The organism is Cupriavidus sp. (genome assembly GCF_057315035.1).
Window position 1 is genome coordinate 15,695 of record NZ_DBHKYV010000045.1, and the last position, 19,188, is coordinate 34,882.

General features: G+C 64.1%; 17 protein-coding genes. 10 read left to right on the forward strand and 7 right to left on the reverse strand.

All coding sequences use genetic code 11. The annotated features are described in order from the left end of the window. Nucleotides 1–30: 30 nt before the first annotated feature. Entirely contained in the window at nt 31–1,167 is a 1,137-nt protein-coding gene (locus ACO550_RS33720; protein WP_315597641.1) for a TauD/TfdA family dioxygenase, read from the reverse strand. A gap of 20 nt (nt 1,168–1,187) precedes the next feature. After that, nucleotides 1,188–2,153 carry a tripartite tricarboxylate transporter substrate-binding protein gene (locus tag ACO550_RS33725; protein ID WP_315597640.1) on the reverse strand — a complete coding sequence of 322 codons (966 nt, stop codon included), beginning with the start codon at nt 2,151–2,153 and terminating at the stop codon, nt 1,188–1,190. 270 nt (nt 2,154–2,423) lie between these two features. Here ACO550_RS33725 and hisD point away from each other — a divergent pair, with 270 nt between their 5' ends. The 9 genes from hisD to ACO550_RS33770 all read left to right on the forward strand — a co-directional run bounded on the left by hisD (nt 2,424) and on the right by ACO550_RS33770 (nt 11,649). Further along, on the forward strand, nt 2,424–3,746 hold the full coding sequence (gene hisD / locus ACO550_RS33730) for a histidinol dehydrogenase (RefSeq protein ID WP_315597639.1): 1,323 nt from the start codon (nt 2,424–2,426) through the stop codon (nt 3,744–3,746). Beyond that, on the forward strand, nt 3,743–4,519 hold the full coding sequence (locus tag ACO550_RS33735) for an SDR family NAD(P)-dependent oxidoreductase (protein ID WP_315597638.1): 777 nt from the start codon (nt 3,743–3,745) through the stop codon (nt 4,517–4,519). The genes hisD and ACO550_RS33735 overlap by 4 nt, the downstream gene beginning before the upstream one ends. Beyond that, nucleotides 4,516–5,601: a substrate-binding domain-containing protein gene (locus ACO550_RS33740; protein ID WP_315597637.1), complete on the forward strand. Its 1,086-nt coding sequence runs from the start codon at nt 4,516–4,518 to the stop codon at nt 5,599–5,601. Before ACO550_RS33735 ends, ACO550_RS33740 begins: the two co-directional genes overlap by 4 nt. Continuing rightward, nucleotides 5,598–6,572, forward strand: a complete 975-nt coding sequence (locus ACO550_RS33745) for a 3-hydroxyacyl-CoA dehydrogenase (RefSeq protein ID WP_315597636.1) — start codon at nt 5,598–5,600, stop codon at nt 6,570–6,572. The genes ACO550_RS33740 and ACO550_RS33745 overlap by 4 nt, the downstream gene beginning before the upstream one ends. An 86-nt stretch (nt 6,573–6,658) precedes the next feature. Next, nucleotides 6,659–7,663: a Bug family tripartite tricarboxylate transporter substrate binding protein gene (locus tag ACO550_RS33750; RefSeq protein WP_485995095.1), complete on the forward strand. Its 1,005-nt coding sequence runs from the start codon at nt 6,659–6,661 to the stop codon at nt 7,661–7,663. A 4-nt stretch (nt 7,664–7,667) separates the two neighbouring features. Next, nucleotides 7,668–9,071, forward strand: coding sequence for a 3-isopropylmalate dehydratase large subunit (leuC, locus tag ACO550_RS33755; protein WP_315597634.1), 1,404 nt, complete (start codon nt 7,668–7,670; stop codon nt 9,069–9,071). Then, nucleotides 9,068–9,673: a 3-isopropylmalate dehydratase small subunit gene (gene leuD, locus ACO550_RS33760; protein ID WP_315597633.1), complete on the forward strand. Its 606-nt coding sequence runs from the start codon at nt 9,068–9,070 to the stop codon at nt 9,671–9,673. The genes leuC and leuD overlap by 4 nt, the downstream gene beginning before the upstream one ends. 54 nt (nt 9,674–9,727) lie before the next feature. Beyond that, complete coding sequence (locus ACO550_RS33765) at nt 9,728–10,591, forward strand: isocitrate lyase/phosphoenolpyruvate mutase family protein (RefSeq protein WP_315597632.1); 864 nt, start codon at nt 9,728–9,730, stop codon at nt 10,589–10,591. A gap of 44 nt (nt 10,592–10,635) precedes the next feature. After that, nucleotides 10,636–11,649, forward strand: coding sequence for a tripartite tricarboxylate transporter substrate-binding protein (locus ACO550_RS33770; RefSeq protein ID WP_315597631.1), 1,014 nt, complete (start codon nt 10,636–10,638; stop codon nt 11,647–11,649). A gap of 69 nt (nt 11,650–11,718) precedes the next feature. On the opposite strand, the gene ACO550_RS33775 is transcribed toward ACO550_RS33770, so the two are convergent. From ACO550_RS33775 to ACO550_RS33795, 5 genes are all read right to left on the reverse strand, one after another. Further along, nucleotides 11,719–13,020, reverse strand: coding sequence for an MFS transporter (locus ACO550_RS33775; protein WP_315597659.1), 1,302 nt, complete (start codon nt 13,018–13,020; stop codon nt 11,719–11,721). Nucleotides 13,021–13,125: 105 nt separating this feature from the next. Next, the gene (locus ACO550_RS33780) at nt 13,126–13,299 is read right to left on the reverse strand and encodes a hypothetical protein (protein ID WP_315597630.1); all 174 of its coding nucleotides are present in this window, start codon (nt 13,297–13,299) and stop codon (nt 13,126–13,128) included. A gap of 216 nt (nt 13,300–13,515) precedes the next feature. Beyond that, complete coding sequence (locus ACO550_RS33785; protein ID WP_315597629.1) at nt 13,516–16,395, reverse strand: c-type cytochrome; 2,880 nt, start codon at nt 16,393–16,395, stop codon at nt 13,516–13,518. Further along, entirely contained in the window at nt 16,392–16,901 is a 510-nt protein-coding gene (locus tag ACO550_RS33790; RefSeq protein ID WP_315597628.1) for a (2Fe-2S)-binding protein, read from the reverse strand. Before ACO550_RS33790 ends, ACO550_RS33785 begins: the two co-directional genes overlap by 4 nt. 30 nt (nt 16,902–16,931) lie before the next feature. Then, complete coding sequence (locus ACO550_RS33795; RefSeq protein WP_315597627.1) at nt 16,932–18,092, reverse strand: FAD-dependent monooxygenase; 1,161 nt, start codon at nt 18,090–18,092, stop codon at nt 16,932–16,934. A gap of 331 nt (nt 18,093–18,423) precedes the next feature. Between ACO550_RS33795 and ACO550_RS33800 the strand changes: the two genes are divergently transcribed. Continuing rightward, nucleotides 18,424–19,176, forward strand: a complete 753-nt coding sequence (locus ACO550_RS33800) for a maleate cis-trans isomerase family protein (protein WP_485995091.1) — start codon at nt 18,424–18,426, stop codon at nt 19,174–19,176. The last annotated feature ends 12 nt before the right edge of the window (nt 19,177–19,188 follow it).

Below are 19,188 nucleotides of genomic sequence, written 5' to 3' on the forward strand. Positions count from 1 at the left end.
GGGCAGTGCCCTGGGATGGGGTGGTGGTCATCAGGCAGCTTCCTTGACGGGGTAGATACGCAGTTTCATGCCATGGGCGTTGGCCATGCGGGCTTCGAACGCACGGATCGCGGGCGTGATGCCAGTGCCGCGGAATCCGCCGCGCACGCACGCGGCGTCCACATCCTTGTAGGCATCGAGCCAGCCGAGCGGCAGCGGTTGGGCCTGCGGCAGCGACAGCCAGAGCCGGAACAGATGGCGCTTGCGCTCGGGCTCGGGATGGTCTTCGTACTCGGTGCGAGAATGCAGCACGATATGGTTGTTCAGCAACTGGATATCGCCAGGTTGCAGGTTCATGTCATAGCACAGGTCTTCGCGCGCCAGCAGCGCGTCGAACATGTCGAGCGCTTCGGTCTGCTGCGGCGAGAGGCGGGGTACATCGGGAAAGCTCGCCTGAGCGCCCTTGATATGGTTGCGAATATGGCGGCAGGCAAAGTGCCCGTCGCGCACGCCGCAGATGGGCGCCGCGTACCACGGCGCTTCCTCGGCGGCCTGTTCGCCTTGCCGGCTGAAGATCAGCGGCGCATACAGTTCGGCGGCCAGGTCCGGGCGCAGCCGTACCATTTCGTTGTGCGCGGCGATCGAGCTTGTGATCAGGCTCGACCCGCCCTGCTTGGCCGTGCGCACGCAGAACAGCCCCACCATGTCGCTGCCGTCGGCATGGAAGTCGAGGCCAGAACGCGTGTTGTAGCCGCGTCCCGTATTCGAGCGATAGGTGCCGCCCGCATCGCGCACGTCCGAGACGAATTGGCTCAGCTTGCCTTGCGGACGCGCTACACCCAGCAGCAGGCCAATACCCCAGAACAGCGTACGCAGTGCATCGGCGTCCCAGCGTTCGACCGGGAAGCCGCGCAACAGCTTGACGCCAAAGCCTCCCTGCATTTCATCTACCAGTGCCACCAAGCGGCGACGCACGCGTGCGTCGAGCGGGAAGTCCTCGATCGACATCTCGAACATGTCCTTGCCGGTGGCCAGCGCGTGGCGCAGGGCGTGTTCGAGCGCTTCGATCTCGTCGGCGCTCAGCACGTGGATCCAGCTCTGGTCGCGTTCCATGTCGGCGCGCGTCCAGCCGCCCGGCACCGGGCGGACGGCATTGCTCGTAGGGATTTCGGTCGTGGTCGTGTTCATATGCGCTCCTCTTACTGTTCTCACTCCGCTTGCAGGTTGACTTCCTTGGCCAGGCGTTGCCAGAACGCAAAGTCCTTCTTCACCTCGGTGTTGAATTCATCCACCGATTGCGCCACCGGCGTGGCGGCCTGTTCCGCGAGGATTTCCTTCATGTCCGGCGCCATCACAATGTCGTGCACTTCCTTCTGCATGCGTTCCAGCGCGGCCTTGGGCGTTTTCGCGGGGGCATAGAGGCTATATGACGTGTAGACCTCGAAGTCCTTCATGCCGGACTCGATCATGGTCGGCACATTGGGCAGGGCGGGGGTGCGCTGCGCACCGGTCACGGCCAGCGGGCGCAGCTTGCCGGCCGTGATAAACGGCTTGGCGGTCAGCACGCTGGTGACGCCAACCGTGGTGACGCCGCCGATCACGTCGGTCATCAGTGGTGAGCCGCCCTTGTAGGCCACGTTGACCATGTCGAGGTGCTGGTACTTGTTGAACATCTCGCCTACCAGGCGGGTCATGTTCTCGGAACTGCCGTACGAGTACTTGTCGGGTTTCGCCTTGACATGCTTGGCGAACTCCACCGCATTGGTAGCGGGGAATGCGGTCTGCGTGACAAACACCAACGGCGACTTGCACACCATCGTCACACCGATCAGGTCGTTGAACGTGTCATACGGCATCTTCTTGTAGAGGATCGGGTTCAGCAGGTGCGTGTTTACCACCAGCACATAGGTGTGCCCGTCAGGCGCCGACTTGGCAACGAAGTCGGTGCCGATGATGCCGTTGGCACCGGGACGGTTGTCCACCACTACGGGTTGCTTGAGCCGCGGCGTCAGGCGTTCGGCCAGTCGGCGGGCCACGATATCGGTGCCGCCACCGGCCGAATACGGCACGACGATCCTGACGGGTTTGTCCGGAAATTCGGCCCGCGCGGGCAAGGCCAGTGCGGCAACGCCCAGCGACAGGGCGATCGCCGTGAATGTTTGTGGGGCGAACATGCGTTTGTCTCCTCTTTCCTGCGACGTGATATGGCCCGGGGTGACCGGATCGAAATCGTCGTGTCCGTATTTATTATTTTGTCCGGACAAATTGTGAGACAAGCATAGGAAGAGCGTCTGGCGCTTGCAAGGACGGGTGTCTTGGTGCTTTCCCTAGGGCAACAGCTATCCGCAAATCCTAGGGAAAACGCTTAGTTTGCATACGAATGCAAGAAAGTTAGTCTGCATACGTATGCACAGTTGCGTGCACAACCAACCACGGAAATTCCCATGATTCGTTACCTCAAGCGTGGACGCGATATCCAGGCGCGCGCCGAAGACGACACCGCCGTTCGCAACACCGTCGAAGGCATCATCCGCGATATCGAAGCGCGCGGCGATACGGCCGTGCGTGAGTACAGCAAGAAGTTCGATAACTGGGATCCGCAGGATTTCCGCCTGTCGGATGCCAGCATCGAGAAGGCGATGAAAAGCCTGTCGGCGCGTGAGCTGGAAGACATCCGCTTTGCGCAGGCCCAGGTGCGCAACTTCGCGCAAATCCAGCGCGACTCCATGCTGGACGTGGAAGTCGAGACGCGTCCCGGCGTGTTCCTGGGGCATCGCCATGTTCCCATGAATGCAGTCGGTTGCTATATCCCGGGCGGCAAGTATCCGCTGCTGGCGTCCGCGCACATGAGCGTGTTGACCGCCAAGGTTGCGGGCGTCAAGCGCGTGGTGGCGACGGCGCCTCCGTTCCATGGCGAGCCGCATCCGGCGATCGTCGCCGCCATGCATATGGCTGGCGCGGACGAGATTCTGGTACTCGGCGGCGTGCAGGCGGTCGTGGCCATGGCGGTGGGTACCCCGAGCATCGCGCCGGTCGACATGCTGGTCGGTCCGGGCAACATGTTCGTGGCGGAAGCCAAGCGCCAGCTGTTCGGCCGCGTTGGTATCGATCTGTTTGCCGGACCGACCGAAACGCTGGTGATTGCCGACGACTCGGTGGATGGCGAACTCTGCGCGGTCGACCTGCTGGGCCAGGCCGAGCACGGACTGACCTCGCCGGCGGTGCTGCTGACCGATAGCGAAGCGCTGGCGCACGCCACCATGGCGGAAATCGAGCGACAGCTCAAGATCCTGCCGACGGCACAGATCGCCGCCAAGTCCTGGGCTGACTTTGGCGAAGTGATCGTTTGCGACTCGCGCGAAGAGATGCTGCAGAAGGCCGACGAGATCGCCTCGGAGCACGTGCAGGTGATGACGCGCGAACCCGACTGGTTCCTGAACAACATGACCAACTACGGCGCGCTGTTCCTGGGCCCGCGCACCAACGTGGCCTATGGCGACAAGGTCATTGGTACCAATCACACGCTGCCCACCAACAAGGCCGCGCGCTACACCGGTGGTCTGTGGGTCGGCAAGTTCCTGAAGACCTGCACCTTCCAGCGCGTGACGACGGACGCCGCCAGCGCCGAGATTGGCGAATACTGCTCGCGCCTGTGCCATATGGAGAACTTCGCCGGCCACGGCGAGCAGGCCAATATCCGCGTGCGCCGGTATGGCAACCGTCCGGACGTGCCCTGGTACGAGCCGGTGCCGGAGTTGCAGCAGTGACAGCCGCGACGCCACTGCCTACGTTCGGCGGCTTTCGCCTCGACGGCAAGCGTGCGCTGGTCACCGGTGGTGGCCGCGGACTCGGGTTGGCGGCGGGCGTGGCGCTGGCGCAAGCCGGTGCCGCTGTCACGCTGGCGGCCCGTTCCGCCGCCGAGCTGGAGGCCGCTTGCGGCGCGATTCGCGAGCAAGGCGCCAGCGCCGATTTCATGGTGCTGGACGTTACCGATCCGGTAGCGGTCCAGCGCGAGATCGGTAGCCGCGCGCCCTTCCAGATCCTGGTCAACAACGCCGGTATGAACCGGCCCCGTCTGCTGACCGATACGCCCGACGAAGATATCGATGCGGTCTTTGCGCTGAACGTAAAGGCCACCTTCTATGTTTCGCGTGAGGTCGCGCGCGGCCTGCAGGCGGCCGGTTTGCCGGGTTCCATTATCAATGTCTCGTCGCAGATGGGGCATGTGGGTAGCCCGCGTCGCACGCTGTATTGCGCCAGCAAGCATGCGGTCGAAGGCATGAGCAAGGCGCTGGCCTGGGAGCTTGGCCCAGCGGGCATCCGCGTCAATACGCTGTGCCCCACGTTTATCGAAACGGCGCTGACCGCGCCGATGTTCGAGGACCAGACGTTCCGCCGCTTTGTGCTCGACAAGATCGCGCTGGGCCGGCTGGGCCAGATCGAGGAAGTCATGGGTCCGGTGGTGTTCCTGGCCAGCGATGCCTCGAGCCTGATGACGGGCAGCGCGCTGATGCTCGACGGCGGCTGGACTGCAGCATGAAAAAAGTTACCGCCCACGATGTGGCTCGCCTGGCGGAAGTGTCGCAGTCCGCGGTCAGCCGCACCTTCACACCGGGCGCCAGCGTGGCGCCCGAAACGCGTGAGCGGATCGAAACCGCGGCGCGCAAGCTCGGTTACCGGCCCAATGCCATTGCGCGTAGCCTGATTACGCGTCGCAGCCGGATCATCGGGTTGGTCATGAGCTATCTGGAGAACCAGTTCTATCCAGTAGTGATCGAGCGGCTATGCCAGGCGCTGCAGAAGGATGGCTATCACGTGCTGCTGTTTATCAGCCAGACGGAAGACGCCGACGACGTGCTGACCGACATCCTGCAATACCAGGTCGATGGCATCGTCATGGCATCCACGACACTGTCGTCGGCGCTGGCCAATGACTGCATCAATGCCGGTATTCCCGTGTTGCTGTTCAACCGGGTGGCGCAGGTGGGGTCCTTGGGTGGCTACTCGACCAGTTCGGTCACTTCGCAGAACCGGGACGGCGGTCGGCTGGTTGGCGAACTGCTGTTGCGCACCGGGCATCGCCGTATCGCCTGGCTGGCCGGCGCGGAGAACGCCTCGACCAGCCGCGATCGCGAGGCCGGGTTGCGCGACGCCCTAGATGCCGCGGGCCAGCCACTGTATGCGCGCGGCGTTGGCCACTATGACTTTGCCGAAGCGCGACGTGCCGTGCTCGACCTGTTCCGCGACCCCGATAACCGCCCCGATGCGCTGTTCGCCGCCAATGACCATATGGCCATCGCGGCGCTGGAAACCTTGCGCGCCGAACTGGGCGTGCAGGTGCCGCACGATGTGTCGGTGGTGGGCTTCGACAACGTGCCCCAGGCCGCGTGGCCGTCATTCGACCTGACCACCGTAAACCAGAACGTGGAACTGATGGTGGAAGCCACGCGGACCCTGCTGTTCGACCAGATCGGCGGACAGGTCATGGCCCGCAGCGTGGACGTGCCGTGCGTGCTGGTTGAACGCGGCACCGTGCGTGCACGCGACACCGCTGTCGGTGCCCGGAGTCGCAAGCCAGAGAGCAAGAAACCCAAGACCACCTGGATCACCAAGACCACATGATTGACCACCATGAAATCCAGGCGCTCTGCGCCGGCCGCCCAGTGGCCATTGTCGGTGCCGGCCTGGTAGGCGCCGGTTGGGCAATCGTCTTTGCCCGCGCAGGCCTGAACGTAAAGATGTTCGATGCCAACCCCGAGATCACGCGCAAGGCGATGCCGCTGATTGAAGTGCAACTCGAAGGCTTGCGGCGGCACGGGCTGATCGACGAGGACCCCGCCACAGTGCTGGCGCGCATCACGCCGGTGGCCGTGCTGGCCGACGCTGTGGACGGCGTTGCCTATGTGCAGGAGTCAGTGCTCGAACGCGTCGAGGTGAAGCGGCAACTGATGGCGGAACTGGACGTGCTGGCCTCGCCCGATGTGGTGGTGGGCAGTTCCACGTCCGGCATTCCCGGCTCGGCGTTCGCGCTGGGTTTGTCGATCTCGCCGCGTGTGCTGATCGCACACCCGGTCAATCCGCCCTACCTGGTCCCGGTGGTCGAACTGGTGCCGTCGCCGGAAACGGCAGCGAGCACCGTCGACTTTGCCGATGCACTGATGCGGGCCGTAGGCCAGGCCGTGGTCCATGTACGCAAGGAAGTCGAAGGGTTTGTACTGAACCGGCTGCAGGCCGTGCTGTTGCGCGAAGCATGGGCACTGGTGCAGGACGGCGTGGCCAGTTGCGAGGACGTCGACAAGACCATCCGCGACGGCCTGGGCTGGCGCTGGTCGTTCATGGGGCCATTCGAAACCATCGACCTCAATGCGCCGGGGGGCGTGGCCGACTATGCGGTGCGGCTGGGTCCGCTATACCAGCGCATTGCCCATTCACGCAGTCACGAGACAACGTGGGATGCGGACCTGATCGGGCAAGTGGAGACGCATCGCCGCGAGCATCTGTCACAGGCCGACCTCGAAGCGCGCCGCGCATGGCGTGATGAACGCCTGATGGAATTTGCCGCAATCCGTCGCGCGCAGGACCCGCGAACCTGACCAGCACCGTAATCCAGCTTCCAGCTTCAATCGCCATCGCCAAAAAGGCACGCAGATGCCTTTATCCAACAATACCGGAGACAGCCATCGTGAACCCATATCTCACCAAGTCCGCACAAGCCCGCCGCCGCCTGCTGGGCGCAACCCTGGCATTGGCCGCGTGCGGCCTGCCTGCCGCGCACGCGCAGACCGACTATCCCAACAAGCCAATCCGGCTGATCGTGCCGTTTGCCAATGCCGGCGTGACCGACACCAGCGCGCGCATCGTGGCCGAGAAGCTTGGCCAGCAACTCGGCCAGCAGATCGTGGTGGACAACAAGCCTGGCGCCGGCGGCAATATCGGTACCCAGATGGTGGCGAAGGCCGAACCGGACGGCTACACGCTGCTGCTCGGCTATGACGGCACGCTGGTCATCAACCCCAATGTCTACGCCAAGGTGCCGTTCGACACGGTCAAGGACTTTGCGCCCATCGGCAAGATCGGCGACGCCATTCTGCTGATCGCGGCCAATCCTAAGCTGGGTATCAAGAACGTTGCCGACTTGCAGAACTATGCGAAGACCGTGGCGGGCGGTATGTCCTACGGTAGCGCGGGCAATGGCAGCACCACGCACCTGGCTGGCGAGATGTTTCACCAGCGCACCGGCATCCCGATGACGCACGTGCCTTACAAGGGCGGCGGCCAGGCATTGTTGGACGTGGTTGGAGGCACGCTGCCGGTCACGTTCGCGGCGGTGACCGGTGCCATGCCGTTCGTCAAGAGTGGCCAGGTTGATGCAGTGGCCGTTACCTCGCGCCAGCGCGCACCGTCGCTGCCCAACGTGCCGACGCTGATCGAAACCGGGCTGAAGGACTTCGAGATCAATTCATGGGTTGGCCTGATGGCCCCGGCACGCACGCCCAAGCCGGTGATCGACAAGCTGAGCGCCGCGCTGCAGAAAGTGTTGAGTGATCCCGCAATGCGTGAGCGCCTGGCATCGCTGGGCATCGTCGCCACGCCGGGCACGCCCGACGCCTACGGCCGCGAGATCGTGCGTGACCTCGACAAGAACAAGGCCATCGTCAAGGCCGCCAACATCAGGCTGGACTGACATCATGACAACCCTGTTCGACAAGATCTGGGCGGCCCACGCGGTTGCCCGTAACGATGCCGGCGAAGACCTGATCTATATTGATCGACACCTGGTGCAGGAGGTATCGAGCCCGCAAGCATTCGCCAGCATGGCCGAGGCCGGCCATACGCTGCGTTCGTCGCCACGCCACATTGCAGTGCAGGACCACAATGTGCCGACCACGGCCGACCGTCTGACCAATATCCCCAACGCGGAGAGCCGCGAACAGATTGCCACCTTGCGGCGCAATACGCAGGCCACCGGCATGCGCCTGTTCGACCTCGACCATCCGTTGCAGGGCATCGTCCATGTCATTGCGCCGGAACTTGGCTATGTGCTGCCGGGCAGCACCGTGGTGTGCGGCGACTCGCACAGTGCCACGCTCGGCGCCTTGGGCGCATTGGCCTGGGGAATTGGCACCAGCGAAGTCGCGCATGTGATGAGCACGCAAAGCCTGTGGATGCGCAAGCCGCGCACCATGGGCATCGCGATTTCGGGGGCGCTGGCCAGGGGCGTCTACGCCAAGGACCTGGCGCTGGCCATCATCCACCACATCGGCACCAGCGGTGGCAATGGCTATGGCGTCGAGTACTTTGGACCCACGCTGCAGGCGCTGTCGATGGAAGCGCGGCTCACGCTTTGCAACATGACCATCGAGGCAGGCTCTCGCTTCGGTTTGATCGCACCCGACGCCACCACGCTGGCCTATCTGCGCGAACGCGTACAGGGCGCCGCACGCGAGCACTTCGAGCAGGCTACGCAGGTCTGGAGTGCACTGCGCACCGATGCCGCGTCCGACTACGACCGTTGCGTCGAGTTCGATGCCGCCACCGTTGCGCCGCTTGTGACCTGGGGCACCACGCCTGCCGACAGCGCCGCATTCTCGGGCAGCGTGGGAGACGGCGCCATGCTGGGCGAGCAGGCCGAGCGCGACCGCCTGGAGGAAAACCTTGCCTACATGGGACTCAAGGTAGGCCAGGCGCTGTCGTCGGTGCCGATCGACGTGGCCTTTATCGGTTCGTGCACCAACGGCCGGCTGGAAGACCTGCGCGCAGCCGCCGAGGTGGTGCGCGGCCGCCGCGTGGCCAAGGGTGTGCGCGCGCTGGTGGTACCCGGTTCGGGCAGCGTCAAGCGTGCCGCCGAAGCAGAGGGCCTCGCGCAGGTGTTTGTCGATGCGGGCTTCGAGTGGCGCGAATCGGGTTGCTCGATGTGCATCGGCATGAACGGCGACAGCCTCGCGCCAGGTGAACGCTGTGCTTCCACCTCGAACCGGAATTTCGAGAACCGGCAGGGGCAGGGCGGCCGTACCCACCTGATGAGCCCCGCCGCAGTCGCGGCGTCTGCGCTGCAAGGACGCTTGACCGATCCCCGGGAGTACCTCGCATGAAAGCCGTCATTGCAGAAGTTCAAGGCCGCGCGGCAGTCATGCAGCGCGACGATATCGACACCGATGCCATCTTTCCCGGACGCTTCCTGCGCCTGGTGCAACGCACGGGCATGGGGGCGCACCTGTTTGCCGACTGGCTGGCGGAAGGCCGGCCTGAGGTGGGCTTTATGGCCGAGCCGTCGCCGCCCGGCGTGCTGGTGGCATTGCAGAACTTTGGTTGTGGCTCGTCGCGCGAACACGCGGTCTGGGCCTTGTCGGACTACGGCATCAAGGCAGTGGTAGCGCTGTCGTTCGGTGACATCTTCCGCAATAACTGCGTGAAGAACGGCGTGGTGGCGGCCACCGTGACCCCGGCCGATCATGCGCGCCTGTTGCAGGCACTGGCCCAGACCGGCGACGCGCCGCTTCACCTCGGGATTGCTGACCGTAGCCTGCGCCTTCCCGATGGCAGCGTCATCGCCATCACGCTCGCCGACGGGCATGCGGAACAACTGCTCTCCGCCGAGGACGAGGTGGATCGCACCTTGCGGCATGACGCAGCGCTGCGTGCCTACGAGCAACGCGTGCAGCGGAATCAGCCGTGGCTGGCCTCGATGGACTGAGCCACAGCGAACCTACTTTCTTGCCTACTGGACTACTGGACTACTGGAGCCGTCATGGCCAATCCCATTCTTCGACAAAAAATTTCCGCGGGTGAGTTCATCGTGATCCCCGGCGTGCAGGACATGATCGCGACCGTCATGACCACCAAGGTCGGTTTCGACATCATCTACGGTTCGGGCTACTGGCTCACTGCCTCCAGCCTGGGGCTGCCCGATGCCGGCATTGCAACCTATACGCAGATGGTCGACCGCATGCGCACCATCACGCGCACCTCCAAGGCCGCTCTGATCGCCGATGCGGATACTGGCTACGGTGGCCTGCTCAATGTGCACCACACCGTGCGCGGCTACGAGGAAGCCGGTGTCACAGCGATCCAGATCGAGGACCAGGAATTCCCGAAGAAATGTGGTCACACGCCTTACAAGCGCTGCGTGCCCATCGAGGATATGGTCGAGAAGATCAAGGTCGCGTCGGAAGCCCGTCAGGACAAGGAGAACTTCCTCATCATTGCCCGCACCGATGCCCGTGCCAGTCTTGGCGTGGACGATGCCATGCGCCGCATGGAGGCCTATGCGAAGGCCGGTGCCGACATCCTGTTCTTCGAGGCGCCGCAATCCGAGGAAGAAATGCGGCGCGCCTGCGAGGCCTTCGACCTGCCGATGATGGCGAACATGGCCGATGGCGGGAAGACCCCGATCCTGCCCGCGCACGTGCTCAAGGAGATCGGTTACTCGCTCGCCATCTTCCCGGCCATGACCAGCCTGGTTGCCGCGGCGGCAATGGAGAAGTCGCTGCGCCACCTCAAGGAAGCGGGCACCAGCCTGTCGCCCGAGATTCCGATGGCCGACTTCAACGAGTTCTGCAAGCTGATCGGCTTTGAGGAAGTCTGGGACTTCGAGAAGCGCTGGGCACGCTGAACCAGCGCAGCCGAGATATAAAAAATCTATTGGAGGAGACCTACATGCCGATCACCCACCACACTCGCTACCGCCATCCACGCATGGGCGCGCTGCTGCTGTCCACAGCGGTGGCAGCGGTCACACTGGGCGCCATCACGCCCGCACCTGCACGCGCGCAGACGCAGCCAACATGGAAGCCCGATCGCCCTGTGACCATCGTCGTACCGTACGTACCCGGTGGCGGCACCGACGCTTCGGCGCGCGCAACGGCCAAGCTGCTCGGGGAACAGTGGGGCCAGCCCGTGCTGGTGGTCAACTTGCCGGGTGCGGACGGGCTGATCGGCACGCGCAAGGTGACCGAGGCCAAGCCTGATGGCTATACGCTGCTGCTGCAGACACCGGCCATCGTGCTCACCAAGCACACACCTTCGTTCACTGGTACCGACCCGCTGGCCAGCCTGGTACCCGTGACCAACATCGCGCAATCGCCGGGGGTGATCGTGGCGAACGGCAAGTTCCCCGCCACCTCCCTGCCCGAACTGATCAAGTACTGCAAGACCGCCACCACCCCTTGCTCGATGGGCACGGGTGAAAACGTGGCGAAGCTGTTCGGGCAGCAACTGAAGGCCGAAGCGCTGCCCAACCTGATCGTGGTGAACTACAAGGGAACCGCGGCCATCATTACCGACATGATCGCCAATAACGTGAACTTCGCGGTGACGGGCGTGGCCTCGGCGCTGCCGCACCAGAAGGCCGGCACGCTGAAGATCGTGGCCAACCAGGGCACGCATCGGTTCAGCGGCGCGCCGGATGTGCGCACGGTGGTGGAGACCGGCATGCCGCAGTACGAGTACACCACGTGGTTTGGCCTGTTCGCGCCGAAGGGTACGCCGCCGGCAGTGACGCAAAGCATCTACGCGGCGGTCCGCGAAGCCATGCGCAATGCGGAGCTGCAAAAGGCAATCACGTCGGCGGGTGCCGAACCGCTGGTGAATACGCCAGACGAGTTCGCGGCCCAGGTGCGTAAGGAAGACGAGCGCTTCACCGCATTGGCGAAGCGCTTTCCGTTGAATTGATACGTAGCGTGCTTGCGGGACTGGCGGCTTGCATAAGCAGGCAAAGCCGCCTTTCCGGTTTCAATCGCTTCAGTCCAGCGCGCGATTCCGTGATTCCACGTTGACGGCGCTGATCGCGAAGGCGCCGATCAGCAGCATGCTGGAGATCATCACGAGGGCCAGCGTGAAATGCGTGGCCATCACCGGGGCGATGATGGCAGGGGCAAAGAGTCCGCCGAAGCGAGCCACGGCACCGGCCATGCCCATGCCCGTAGCCCGCAGATCGGTGGGATAGACCTCCGGCGTGAATGCGTACAGCGCGCCCCAGGTGCCGAGCAGCGAGAAGCTCATGAGCAGCGTCGATCCGACCACCAGCGCGGGGGCGGTGCCAAGGCTATACAGCATGCAGCCAGCTGCACTCAGCAACAGGAACCCGATCAGCGTGGGCTTGCGGCCCCAACGCTCCACGCCATAGGCGGACAGTGCGAAGCCGGGAAGCTGGACGATGGCCAGGACCACCAGGAACACCTGTCCGCGCATAAAGGCGAAGCCTTCGGCGCTGAGCTTGATCGGCAGGTACACAAAGACACCGTAGTACGCAATCGAAATCAGTGCCCACGCGGCAAGCAACGCGAAGCTGCGACGGCGAAAACTGCCCGAGAACAGCGCGAAGACGGATTTCGGCTCGACCACTTCGGCTTGCAGGGCCGGGATGTCGACAGACTTGCCATTGGTCCTTGCCACGCGTTGCAGTACCTTGCGCGCCTCGTCCGACTTGCCGCTGCGGTTCAGGAACATCGGCGATTCCGGAATATAGAAACGGAGCACCACACCGATCAGCGCCGGAATGCCGGTGACGAGGAAAATCACGCGCCAGGCCTGGTCGCCATAAGACAGTGCCACAAGCGCCAGCAGTGCCAGGCAAATGGTGCCGATGGCCCAGAACGATTCCAGCAGCACCAGCCAGCGGCCGCGGCGATCGCTGGGCAGGAATTCCGCCATCATCGTGTAGTCGACCGGCAGTGTGCCGCCGACACCAATCCCGGTCAGGAACCGCAGCACCAGCAGCCAGGTCAGTTCTGGCGCGAATGCCGAAGCCACCCCGCAAGCGGCGTCGATGACCACGGCCATCATCAGCACGGGCCGGCGGCCGATGCGGTCAGCCAGGCGCCCGAACACAAAGGCGCCAATCAGCATGCCCACGAAGAAGAACGTGCCGGTTTGCAGGGCCTGGGGTACCGAGATGCCGAACGTCTTGGCGATCGACGGTGCGCTGAAGCCGATGGACAGCACCTGCATGGCGTCGGCGAGCCACACCAGTCCGAAAATGACGAAAAGCCGATACTGGAACTTGCCCACGCCTGCGGCCTGGATGGCGTTTTCCAGCGACATCTTTGCCGACGAGGTGTGATGAGAAGGCCGATCGGAATGGTTGCCCATGGCAGGATGGGCACCACCGACAGCAATGGGTGGGGTGGAGGACATGGGGGCTTCTCCTTACAGGATCCGGACTGGCACGCACGCAACTTCATGCGCGATGGCTTCGCGCATGGAACCGTGCGTCAGGTTCGAGTCGGGAAACCGTCGCCATCCGACCTTGCGGTACACGTCAGGCGTTGCGGCTGCCGCTGGGGGCAGGACAGCCGCAGTGTCTTGATACGGGGATTGCATTGTCGCTCCTTTTGGCGTGTCCGCCGTGGTTTGTCTACCCGAGATCTGGCCGTGCCGGGCGGCTCTGCTTTGTTGCAAGGTCCGCGCCAGCCGTTCTACGATCGATTTGGCATCGATTCTGTGTACTGCTCGTCTACTTCAGGCACCTCGCCGCCTGCTAATGGTGCGCGGGCGGCCGCGGTGCGTTCCTGCTGCACTCATGTAGCGATTGCTACATCAATGTGCGGACTGCTGGCGGATCTTTGCAACGGTGTCCGCCACGCCGTTCCAGCGCGGTTCGTCCGGTGCAAAGCGTTCACGCAGGTAATGTACAAGCGCGGTCACCTGCGCGTCGTCGAGGCTGTCGGCAAAGCCCGGCATATAGCCGATACCGGCGTGGGGCGGCGCAGACACGCCATGCAGCACAGCCTGGATCACGTTGTCCGGACGCGCGCTGTGCAGATTGCTGTTCAATGCCAGCGACGGCTTCACGCCAAACTGCGGCACGCCAGCATTGCCCTGATGGCATACCGCGCACGCGCTCTGGTACAGCCGATCCGTGGTGCCTGACAGGCGCAGCGCCGCCCCGTCACTGCGCGCTTCTACCGCGGCTACCGTCGTTGTAGTTGGTTCCGTCGCCGTGTTGAAGGAAGCTACATAGTGCGCAATCGCGCGTACGTCGGTCTCCGGCAGTTCGCGCAGGCTTTCCACCACAGGTGCCATGGGGCCCGCCGCCGCACCGTGCCTTGCGGCGTAACCGGTGCGCAGGTACTGGAACAGGTCGTCCTCGGTCCACGGCACCGGTGACTTGGACAACGCGGTCAGTGCGGGCGCTTCCCAGCCTTCGGCTTCGCCGCCGGTCAGGTAGGCCTTGCCGCCTTTTTCTCCACCGAGCGCGTTGCGTGGCGAGTGGCAGGCGCTGCAGTGCCCCAGACCTTCCGCAAGGTAAGCGCCACGGTTCCACTGTGCCGAACGGCTGGCATCGGGCTGATATGGTTCATTGCGATGGAACAGCGCATTCCAGCCCGCCAGTGCCGGACGGACATTGAACGGGAAGGCGAGCCTGGTTTCAGGCGGGCGCGATACCACGGGCTCGGCCGCCATCAGGTAGGCGTAAAGCGCCTGCATGTCGGCCTCGCTGACCTTGGCAAAGGCCGTGTACGGAAAGGCCGGATACAGGCGGCGGCCGTCGCGGTGGATGCCTTCGCGCATTGCGCGGTCAAATGCCGCATACGACCAGTTGCCGATGCCGGTCTCGACATCGGGCGTGATATTGGTGCTGTACACCGTGCCGAATGGCGTTTCAAGCGCGAAGCCACCGGCATTGCGTGTGCCGCCGGGCGCCGTGTGGCACACCGCGCAATCGCCGGCGGCCGCCACCAGGCGTCCGCGCTCGATAGTGGCCGCCGAATAGAAGCCCGGTTCCACCGGAGCCACCGGTGCGATGGGCGCCCGCCATGGCATGACCGTGGCGCACAGGCCCGCCAGTGCGGTCAGTGGCGCGAGTGCGGCCAGCAGCCAGCGGCGCTTGCGCGGCGTGTCGCGCGCCGTTGATTGATCCTCCAATGCTTGCCGGATCTGGCCGGCGCTGAACGGCGGTTCGCGCAGCCGGATGCCAGTGGCGTCATGGATCGCGTTTGCTACTGCGGCGGCGGCCGGTAGCGTGGCCGACGCGCCGCCGGCCAGGGCGCCAACTACATCGACGCGGGGGCGCGGCGCAATCGCATGCCCGGTTTCCTGTGTGGTTTCCTGCGTGGCGACCTGGAATGCATCGCCGGCCTGCTCGGCCTCGCCAAGATCGCCCCAATCGTCGTGCCTGCTACCGCCAGCGGTCAACAAGCGGGTAGCGGTGGTAACGTCATCCTCGATCGTCGTGGCACGCGCATGCGGTGCCGGCACGCGCTCTTCGCGCTCATGCCCGACGGTAACGCGTGTAACGCTGATATCGCCGGTGCGGCTGTCGACTTCCACGTCCGCTACCCAGGCGGACCATGTGCGCGCTGGACGGCCATCCTCGACATCGATCACGCTGGCATAGGCAAAGCCGCGTCCGCGACGGATGGCGGTATCGGCCTGCGCATGGCCTTGCAGCGGCCCATTCCAGCTGGACTGGGCCGCCACACGTTCAATCAGTGCGCTGCCCGTGCGGTCGTCAAGCCATTGAAGCCGCAACGCTACCGGATCGATCTCGGACCGGGTGGCCATCTCATCGAGATGGGATTCGTGCGCGAACACCTGACCGCGCGCGGCGATATCGGCGGGCACATCGAGCGGCAGCGTTGCCGATACTTCGAGATGATCGAACGTGTAGGGCGGAATCAGGCCCGGATCGGCGTGCGAGGCGTCTTCAAGCGGTGACGCGGTGCCTGTTTGCACCAGTGCCACGGGAGTGCTGGCCAGCGCGGTTGCCGAGGCCGCGATCCGGTAAGCCGACGCTGGCGAGATCGTGCCGCTGACGTCCAGTACCAGTTTTGCCGCGGGAGCGCCCGGATCGGTGGCGTGGAACGTAACGCGAACCGGGCGGCTGACCGCGTGGCTCATCAGCGCCGCATCGGCGGCAGCCTGGCGGGCGCAGAATCCGTCATGGCCTGGAAGGGGATCGGGGTCGCAGACGATCGAAACGTGCGCATCGGCAATGCCGAGCAACGCCGCCAGTTCGAGTCGCAGCGCGGCCGGTTGTGCGCAGGCCAGCCACACGTGCAGCACGCCATCGCGCCAGTCGGCCGTAGCCACGCCGCACGCATCGGCGCGTGGGCTCATCAGCGGCCAGCGATAGGTGGCATCGAGGTGCGGCTTGCCTTGGGCAAGGGCGCCGCTGGCGTCGCCATGCGACGCAATCCGCTGCATGTGGGATGTTACGGGTGCCGCTTGCGGTTCGGGTAGCGCCCAGACCGCACGCAATGCCGCCGCTGCCACTCTGGCCTGCTCCGGCAATGCGGCGACAACCGCAAGAAAGTCGCCACGCACCACGATCTCGGCGACGCCTTCGCACTGGCGCGCGGCGTCGGCATCGAAGCTGGACAACCGTCCCGTGCCGCCAGCCGGGCGCACGGCGTATCCATGCAGCGTGGTGGCTGGCAATGCAACAGGTGCCGTTTCACGCGCGTGGGCATTCATCGGATCGTCTCGAACTCGCGCTGCATGCTGGCTTCGCGCTGCAAGATGGCAGCGCGTTGCACGGCGCGCAGGATTTCCACATGCGTGCCGCAGCGGCACAGGTTGAAACGCAGCGCTTCGCGAATCTCGGCCTCGCTCGGGTCCGGATTCACTGCCAGCAACGCCTTCGTGCTCATGATCATGCCGTTGAGGCAGTATCCGCACTGGGCGGCCTGCTCGTCGATAAACGCCTGCTGCACCGGGTCCGGGTCGGCTTGCGAGCCCAGCCCTTCCAGCGTGGTCACGGCGCGGCCCACGGCTGCGCCAGTCGGCACGATGCACGAGCGCGCCGCCACGCCATCGATCAATACCGTGCACGCCCCGCACTGGCCCAGCCCGCACCCGTACTTCGGGCCGTTGCAGGCCAGGTCATTGCGCAGGATGTACAACAACGGCGTTTGCGGATCCACACAGACATCGTGCGAGTTCCGGTTCACGCGCAATTTCAGGGGGCGGGGCGCGGTCATCGGGCTAGTGGGGGCGTTCTTAGTGGGAAATCAGGCTGCCGCCGGTACCGGCCGGGCCGCCGGGTCACGCAGTGCAACCGAGAACACGTCGTAGCCGAAGCACCAGTCGGGATTCTCGTTGGTGCGCAGCCAGGTATTGTCGTGCGACACCTTCTGCACCTTGCTGGCGCGCTCGGCACGGTTGGCTTCATACAGCGCAAACGTGTAGGCGTGGTCCTGCAGGCCCGCTTCGGTGAAGCAGCGCGTCAGCATGGCGGCATCCTCGATGGCCATGGCCGCGCCTTGCGCCATATGCGGTTTCATCGGGTGGCAGGCATCGCCCAGCAGTACCAGGCGGCCGCGGCTCCATAGTGGCAGCGGATCGCGTTCCAGCAGCGGCCACTTGGTGACTTCCACCGTGCCCTCGATCAGCGACTGTACGCCCTGGTGCCAGCCGTCGAATGCGGCACGCATCTCCTCGACGCTGCTCGGTACCCAGCTCTTGCTCGTGTCCCACTCGGGCTCGGGCACGCCGGTCACGTAATAGATCTCGTCGAGCTTGCTGGTATCGAAGTAAACCATCATGTGGCGATCGTCGGACCACCACTTGGTGCAGCGATCGTGCGTGAAGCCCTTGACGCGCGAGATCGGGAACACCGCGCGATGCGCAACGTAGCCCGTGTACTTGGGCGGTTCCGCGCCAAGCAGGTGTTCGCGGATGCGCGAGTTCACGCCGTCCGCGCCAATCACGATATCGGCCTCTTCCACGGTGCCGTCGGTGAACGTCAGCTTCACCACATCGCCAAGATCCTCGACGCGTTCGAGCTTTTTGTTGAACGCGAGCCGGCTCGGATCCACGGCATCGGTCATCAGCGCGTGGAAGTCGCCACGATGTACGGTCAGGTAGCTGGCGCCGTAGTGCGACAGCGCGTAGTCGCCAAGCGGAATCTGCGCAATCACTTCACCGGTCTTCCAGTCGCGGCTGTACCAGTAGTCCGGGTGACAGCCCATCGTGTTCATGGCGTCCTCGATGCCGATGCGACGCAGGATCTTCATTACGTTCGGCCCCACGTGGATGCCGGCGCCAAGGCGCGAGAAGGCCGGCGCCTGCTCGTACAGCTTCACGTTGAACCCCGCACGCTGGAGCAGGGCGGCGGCTGCCGTCCCACCCAGGCCCGCACCAATCACCGCAATTCGAGTATTCCCTTGCACGACGTCTCTCCTGAGTTGGTCTGTCACGTTGAAATCGAGTGTACACACCATAAATTTCCAAGTAAAGACGACTTTGCAGTTGCCTATGGAAAACCCTGATGATGCATCGTCAACTTTAATTCAATGCCCATGAATGGCGAAATAATGCGCTATTTAAGGGATTCATTCATTCAGAAGGCACTGAATGAGTGCGGGTTTTCCAGAACAACGATCAGTTGAAAAAATAAGGTGTGTACACTAGAATTTTCCGGAAGGGCGCCATCCGTGCGCCATGCGTCCCGCGCGGCAAGGGCGGGTGAGTAGACAAAGACACAGACGAATGGAGTGACAAGTGCAGAAAGTTTTCCGGATCGGACAGATCGTCCCCAGTTCCAACACCACGATGGAGACCGAGATCCCGGCAATGCTGGCCGCCCGCCAGCTCGTGCGTCCTGAAAGGTTCACGTTCCATTCGAGCCGCATGCGCATGAAGACGGTGAAGAAGGAAGAGCTGGCAGCCATGGACGCCGAGTCCGACCGCTGCGCGCTGGAACTGAGCGATGCACGCGTGGATGTGCTTGGCTATGCATGCCTGGTGGCCATCATGTCGATGGGGCGTGGATATCACCGCACATCGGAAACGCGCCTGAAGTCACGCACGGAAGAGAACGGCGGCACGGCGCCGGTGGTGACCAGCGCCGGGGCACTGGTAAATGCCCTGAAAGTGATCGGCGCCAAGCGTATCGCCCTGGTGGCGCCCTATATGAAGCCGCTGACCGAACTAGTGGTCGACTACATCGAGCATGAAGGCTTCGAGGTCGTCGAATGGCGCGCGCTGGAGATTCCAGACAATCTCGAAGTGGGCCGTCACGATCCGTCGCGCCTGCCCGGCATCGTGGCCACCATGAACACCAAGGACGTGGATGCCGTGGTGCTGTCGGCCTGTGTCCAGATGCCGTCGCTACCGGTGGTGGAGAAAGTCGAGGCTATGACCGGCAAGCCCGTGATCACGGCCGCGATTGCCACCACGTACGCGCTGCTCAAGGAACTCGACCTTGAAGCGGTGGTGCCAGGTGGCGGCGCGTTGCTGTCTGGTGCTTACTGATCGGAGCCGCGC